This is a genomic window from Streptomyces sp. NPDC058307 (genome assembly GCF_042880295.1).
Lineage (GTDB): Bacteria > Actinomycetota > Actinomycetes > Streptomycetales > Streptomycetaceae > Streptomyces.
Genome location: NZ_JBHVYZ010000086.1, coordinates 22,465 through 28,581 on the forward strand (window position 1 = coordinate 22,465; position 6,117 = coordinate 28,581).

Sequence of the window (6,117 nt, forward strand, 5' to 3'; positions counted from 1 at the left end):
CTCGTAGGATCACCGCGTGCCCCGATCCGTGCCGCTCGTCCACAGTGCCCCGCTCGTCCCCACCGCCCTGCTCCTGGCGGGAGCCCTCGCCCTCACCGCGTGCGACGGCGGAGTGCACGGCACCCCCGGCGGCGCCGGCCTGCACGACCGCGACCCCTACTTCCCGAAGTCCGGCAACGGCGGCTACGACGTCACCCACTACGACCTCGCCCTCGCCTACGACCCGGACACGTCGAGGCTCTCCGGCACCGCGACCCTCACCGCCCGCGCAACCCAGGACCTCTCCGCGTTCAACCTCGACCTCGACGGCCTGGACGTCGAGAAGGTCACCGTCGGCGGCGACCCGGCCCGCTGGAACCGCACCGGCCAGGAGCTGACCGTACGCCCGCACGAAGACCTCGACGAGGGCCGCGCCTTCCGGGTGACCGTCGCCTACTCCGGCAGCCCGAAGACCATCACCGACCCGGACGGCTCCGAGGAGGGCTGGCTGCCCACCGACGACGGCGCGGTGGCCCTCGGCGAGCCGACCGGCTCGACGGCCTGGTTCCCCGGCAACCACCACCCCTCCGACAAGGCGTCCTACGACCTCACGATCGCGGTCCCCGAGGGCCTCCAGGCAGTCTCCAACGGCGAGTTGACGGCGAGCACGACCCGCGGCGGCCGTACGACATCCCACTGGCACACCGCCGAACCCATGGCGAGCTACCTCGCCACCCTCGCGATCGGCCACTACGACATCCACCGCACCACCACCTCCGACGGCCTGCCCGTGTACACCGCGGTCGACCCGAAGGAGGCAACCGCGAGCCGGAAGGTGCTGACGCAGATCCCGGCCGTCATGGCCTGGTCCGAGGACACCTTCGGCCCGTACCCCTTCTCCTCCACCGGCGCGATCGTCGACCGGAAGGGAGACGCCGAGTACGCCCTGGAGACCCAGAACCGACCCTTCTTCCCCGGCGCCCCCGACACCGAGACCCTCGTCCACGAACTCGCCCACCAGTGGTTCGGCGACTCCGTCACCCCGAAGACCTGGCGGGACATGTGGCTCAACGAGGGCTTCGCGACGTACGCCGAGTGGCTGTGGTCCGAGGACCACGGGGGCGACAGCGCCCAGAAGACCTTCGACGCGCTCTACGCCCACGGCGACGACGTCTACGACGACCTCTGGTCCTTCCCGCCCGGCAAGCCGCCCGGCGCCGCGCACCTCTCCGACAGCCCCGTCTACCAGCGGGGCGCGATGGTCCTCCACCAGATCCGCCGGCAGCTCGGCGACACCGCCTTCCGCGCCCTCCTGCGCGACTGGCCCACCACCCACCGCCACGGCAACGCGGACACCGAGGACTTCACGTCGTACGTCGAAGACCTCGCCCCCGACAAGGACTTCGGCCCGATCTGGGAGCGGTGGCTGTACGGGGAGGGAAAGCCGGGACGCTCCGCGTAGCCGACAGGCCTATCGCGGGTGTGAGTAGTTGGCGTACAGGAAATCCCGGTGAGAACGATCATGGTTCGGTCGGCACGAGCGCGCTGACCCGGTTCTCGTACTCGCGGCGGGCCTTGCGCTGGGCGGGGATCGCCCCGGCGCCGTCGAGGCCCCGGCAGAGATCGAGGAGTTGGCGGTGGACCGCGGGCAGTGCGGTGACGCGGAGGGTGTAGCCCTGGCCGCGCCTGACGGTCTGGCCCTCGCCGAGCGGGGCCCGCTCGGCGACCTCCAGCTCGGCGGTGCGGAGGAAGTCGGCGACCTTGCCCGGCGTGTCGAGGGCGACCAGCAGCTCCGGGGCCGGGGCTTCCTCCTCGGCGGCGGTGTGGTCGGGCAGGAGGTCGGCGACGGCCGTGCGGATCGCGCCGCGGCTGACCCGGTGGTCGCGCGCAAGGGCGGCGATGGAGCGGCCCTCCAGGTACGCGGTGCGGACGTCGCCGGTCTTGTCGGCCGGGACAGCGGGGCGGCGTCCGCTCTTGCTGCCCTTGGCCTCGGAGGCGCGCAGCCCGTCGTACGTCAGTTCCCGCTGGAGATCGCGCTGGAGTTCGCCGGCGGCGGCGAGGGTCTGCACCATGAACTTCACGGTGGACAGCAGCTCGCCGGTGCGCGGGTGGCGTGCGGTGAGGTCCATCGCGGAGAACGCGCCGTCGTGGATGCGCAGCGCGACCTGGTCGCGATGGAGGACGTCGAGCACGTCGAGGATGTGTCCGGTGCCGCGTACGAGGCGGAACATCTCGGAGATGTGCACGGTGTCCCGGGGCCGGGCGTAGTCGAGGAGCTCGCGGAACTTCGGACGCTGGAGCGGGTGGAGGCGGCTGGAGGTGCCGCCGTCTCCTCGAAGACGACCGGGTCCTCGATGCCGGCTTCGTCCAGGACGAGGTTCTGCCGGGCGGTCGACTGCTGGTCGGTCGAGACCCGCTTGTAGATCAGGTTCGCCACCGAGGGCCCCTTCCGTACGGAGGATCGGACCCTGCCTGTCGTCAAACCCTGTCAGCAATCACCATCGGATCTGATTGGATTCGCGGCGCCGCGGACCCCCGGATTGCACGGGTTCATTGGACGCGTCTGCCGCCTGTCGGCAAACGATGGCACCCTCAAGTGATCAACGCACCACCCGCGGATGATCATGTGACCGTGGAGGTACAGGTGCGTGACTACGGGTTTTCGCCCGCTCAGCAGGATGAGATCTGGAGACGCTGGCGCGAGGGGCAGTCGTTCAGCTTGATCGGTCGGGCGCTCGGGGCACCGCCGACCCGACCCCGGCTGGTCGTGACCGGCGAGGTCACCGGTGGGCGCGACGTCAACGACGTCGTCGAGCTGGACGTCGTGCGCGTCGAGGCCACCGGCTAACCCCGAGCGACCTCAGTGGTGTGCGCGGGGGTGTAGCGCTCGCCCATCACCTGGTCGCTCAGCGGGTCCAGCGCGGCCAGCGCCTCGGCGTCCAGGGGGAGCTGCAGCGCGGCCGCGTTCTGCTCCAGCCGGGCCGGGCTGCGGGTGCCCGGAATGGTCGCCACCGCCACCCCGAGCCGCTCGGCCTGGGCGTACACCCAGGCCAGCGCCACCTGGGCCGGGGTGGCACCCAGCCGGTCGGCCACCTCGCGCACGGTCTGCGCGATCTTCTCGTTGGCCTCGCCCGCCTCGCCGGCGAAGCGGGGGTTGGTGCGCCGGAAGTCCTTCTCGCCCAGCGTGGAGCGGTCCAGGGTGCCGGTCAGGAACCCCCGCCCCAGCGGCGAGTACGGCACCAGCCCGACCCCCAGCTCGGCCATCACCGGGGTGACCGCCTCGACGTCGCGGGTCCACAGCGAGTACTCGCTCTGCACCGCGGTGATCGGGTGCACCGCGTGCGCCCGGCGCAGCAGCTCGCCGTCGACCTCGGACAGGCCCAGATGGCGGACCTTGCCAGCCTCGACCAGCTCGGCCATCGCCCCGACGGTCTCCTCGATCTCCACGTCCTGGGGCGGGCGGTGGGCGTAGTACAGGTCGATCACCTCGACACCCAGCCGCAGCAGCGAGGCGTCGCAGGAGCGCAGCACGTAGTCCCGGGCACCGCGGATGCGGCGTGCCCGGTCGCCGGCACTGCGGTCGATGCCGAACTTGGTGGCCAGCTGCACCTGGTCCCGGCGGCCGTGGATGGCCCGGCCCACCAGCACCTCGTTGTGCCCGGTGCCGTAGGCGTCGGCGGTGTCCAGGAACGTGATGCCCAGCTCCAGGGCCCGGTCGATGGTGGCCAGGCCGCCGTCCCAGTCGGCGGCGCCGTAGCTCTCGCTCATCCCCATGCACCCCAGGCCCATCGCGCTGACGGTGAGACCGGGCGAGCCGAGCGTGGTTCGGGTGATCATGCGCGGATACTCCTCCTGCCCGGCGGACCGGGCGGTACTTTGAGCACTGAAGGACGCCTCCGACGCTAGGACCTGGAGCGCGCTCGAAGTCAAGCCGGAGGACCGGCCCCCGCCGGCGGGTCAGGCGCGGCGAGAGCGGGTGAGGGTGAGGGTGAGGGTGAAGCGTTCCACCGGCAGCGATCGCCACAGGGCCCGGACACCGCGTATTTCCCGGCCGTCTTCACCAGCGGGTGCAGCGGCCCAGCGGCCGGACCTTCGTGCGGGCCACGGTGTCCTCTTCTCTTACCGGTCCCGGGTATCTGCGCGGGACCTCCGCTTCGACGAGACACCCGGCAGCAGCACCCGGTTCTTCCGCAGCCACGTCACCGCGTGGTTGAACAGCGCCACCGGCCCCTCGGCGTGCGTCCACGCCCGCCCGTACAGGAAGCTGCGGAACTCCCGCCCCCACTTCCGGTCGGTGAAGTCCCGGTACTTGAACCGCCTCTGGATCTCGTCCGCGTGCTCGTACACAGTCGAGCGCCGCTCGGCGTACCGCTTCACGCACGAGGCGTCCGCGATGCCGAGCTGCCCGGCCAGGTACTCCACGGCCTCCCACGGCACCGCGAGCGGGTCCGGGCGCGTGGGCGCCTCGGAGAACGTCCCGTACGCCTCGGCCTGCTCATCAGTCAGAAACTCCACCGGCACGAGGCGGACCGTAGCCAGCGCCGGCACCCGCTCGACGATCTTTCCGTAAACCTCAGCGAGGCCGCGGAGCGGTGTGCTAGCCGACCTAGATCAATCTCACCGGGATTTCCTGTACGCCAGCTACTCACACCCGTATTGGCCACCTTCTCGTTTACGCTCGCTGCGCCGCAGGGCACGACGCTCCTTTCCCGGCAGCGTGGCGGCCAACTCGCCCACCAGACAGACGTCGTGGCCTGTGCCGTCCCGGCTGCCCCGGCACCACCACACCACCGGGTCCGACGCGTCCGCCTCGCCCCCGCACCAGTCGTCAGCGGTCCCCGCGGGACGAACGTGCACCCCGATCTTGTGTGCCCGGCAGATCGGCCAGACCTGCCAGAGCAGCTCCGTGATCGTCTCCTGCGCCGCTTCCGCGACCAACGTCAGGGTCGTCATCGCATCATCCGGCTCCGGCGGGTCGCCCTCCTCCAGGTCGAAGACGTTCACCGCGTTGCCCTGCCAACGGCCGTCCGGCATCGCCACGTGGACCTGTCCCCTGTCGATCCCGCTCGGAGACGGCGGCTGCCAGGACGGGTCAACCATCAGTATCAGCGCGTCCTGACCGGGCAGGGTCGCCATCACGTCGCGGTTGACCACGGCGAGCGCGGCCTCGAACTTCGGCCACTCACCGGGCTCGGCCCGCCTGGGCTCCGAGAGCTGCGGCCGGTCATGACCAGGACCGATGCGGTCGTACGAGAAGGAGTTCACCGGGGCATCGTCTCAGCCACGCGGAGTACGGATTCAGTCCTTGTAGCGCGGCAGGTTCTCCGTGGAGATGGTCCAGTCGCCGATCGTGACGTCCTCGCCGTAGACGAAGTCCTTGCGGGTGGCGTAGCGGGGGCCTTCGGGAGTGGCGTGGATGTCGGTGAGGACGGCTCCGGTGCCGGTACGTGGGTCGAAGATCGCGTAGACGGGGATGCCGATCAGGGGGTAGTCGCGGACCTTGCCCACCCAGTCGTTGTCCGGGTTGGAACGCGAGACGACCTCGATGGCGGCCAACAGCGTATGTGGGTCGATGGAACCTTCGGTGTTCAGATCGGTCCACGCGATCACCATGACGTCCGGGTGGCGCATGATGCCCTCGGGCTCGTCCTCCACGTCGGGGGTGCCGTTGTGGGCCAGCAGCTCGTCCGGCATGACTTTCTCCAGTCGCCGGCTGATGTGCGCTGCCGTGACCTCATGCGGTCCTCCCGGCGACATCATGTCGTGGACGATTCCTTCCTTGGTGATCTCGAATTTGCCGGGGAGGGAGTCGTCCATGGCCTGCATGAAGTCCCGCATGCTCCGGTACAGGTGGGAGGCGCCTTGCCGTGCGTCGTCCGGGGCGATGGTCATGGCGCTCGCTCCTCGTCTGTGCCCAGGGGCCAGGATCGTCACGTCCATGCTAGGCGTCCTCCCGGAGATCGCCTCGGCAGTCGCGGCAGCGGCCGGGGCCGGGTGCGCGGAAGACGCGGTTGCAGCCGTCGCAGGTCTGGAAGGGATGCCGGATGAGCGGGGGTGGGGCCGGGGGGCGGTACGGGGGCAGGGGGGTGAAAGCTGCTACAGATTTTCTAGTCATTCATAGTCATCCCTAGTCATGTG

The 6,117-nt window shown here is 70.4% G+C and carries 6 protein-coding genes and 2 pseudogenes; 2 read left to right on the forward strand and 6 right to left on the reverse strand.

Annotated features, from left to right (window positions below):
- Positions 1–16 precede the first annotated feature (16 nt).
- Positions 17–1,441, forward strand: coding sequence for a M1 family metallopeptidase (locus tag ACFVYN_RS37545; RefSeq protein ID WP_390006712.1), 1,425 nt, complete (start codon positions 17–19; stop codon positions 1,439–1,441).
- Between the two features lie 58 nt (positions 1,442–1,499).
- Here ACFVYN_RS37545 and ACFVYN_RS37550 read toward each other — a convergent pair whose 3' ends face one another.
- Positions 1,500–2,474, reverse strand: coding sequence for a recombinase family protein (locus ACFVYN_RS37550; RefSeq protein ID WP_390006713.1), 975 nt, complete (start codon positions 2,472–2,474; stop codon positions 1,500–1,502).
- Between the two features lie 137 nt (positions 2,475–2,611).
- Between ACFVYN_RS37550 and ACFVYN_RS37555 the strand changes: the two genes are divergently transcribed.
- Positions 2,612–2,827 carry a hypothetical protein gene (locus ACFVYN_RS37555; RefSeq protein WP_390006715.1) on the forward strand — a complete coding sequence of 72 codons (216 nt, stop codon included), beginning with the start codon at positions 2,612–2,614 and terminating at the stop codon, positions 2,825–2,827.
- Here the strand turns inward: ACFVYN_RS37555 and ACFVYN_RS37560 are convergent.
- The 5 genes and pseudogenes from ACFVYN_RS37560 to ACFVYN_RS37580 form a co-directional block, all read right to left on the reverse strand.
- Positions 2,824–3,816 (reverse strand): aldo/keto reductase, encoded by a 993-nt coding sequence (locus ACFVYN_RS37560; RefSeq protein WP_390006717.1) that lies wholly within the window; start codon positions 3,814–3,816, stop codon positions 2,824–2,826. The two genes, ACFVYN_RS37555 and ACFVYN_RS37560, sit on opposite strands and share 4 nt — an antisense overlap.
- 291 nt (positions 3,817–4,107) lie before the next feature.
- Positions 4,108–4,500 (reverse strand): annotated as a pseudogene (locus ACFVYN_RS37565) (DUF4158 domain-containing protein); the annotation flags it as partial.
- 120 nt (positions 4,501–4,620) lie between these two features.
- Complete coding sequence (locus ACFVYN_RS37570) at positions 4,621–5,244, reverse strand: hypothetical protein (protein WP_390006719.1); 624 nt, start codon at positions 5,242–5,244, stop codon at positions 4,621–4,623.
- 33 nt (positions 5,245–5,277) lie between these two features.
- Positions 5,278–5,871 carry a Uma2 family endonuclease gene (locus ACFVYN_RS37575; RefSeq protein ID WP_390006721.1) on the reverse strand — a complete coding sequence of 198 codons (594 nt, stop codon included), beginning with the start codon at positions 5,869–5,871 and terminating at the stop codon, positions 5,278–5,280.
- Between the two features lie 49 nt (positions 5,872–5,920).
- Positions 5,921–6,070 (reverse strand): annotated as a pseudogene (locus tag ACFVYN_RS37580) (helix-turn-helix domain-containing protein); the annotation flags it as partial.
- Positions 6,071–6,117 lie beyond the last annotated feature (47 nt).

What these genes read in the sequence shown, in the direction of transcription:
- ACFVYN_RS37560 (WP_390006717.1), bottom strand. Translation starts at nt 3,816, where the DNA reads ATGATCACCCGAACCACGCTCGGCTCGCCCGGTCTCACCGTCAGCGCG.
- ACFVYN_RS37575 (WP_390006721.1), bottom strand. Translation starts at nt 5,871, where the DNA reads ATGACCATCGCCCCGGACGACGCACGGCAAGGCGCCTCCCACCTGTAC.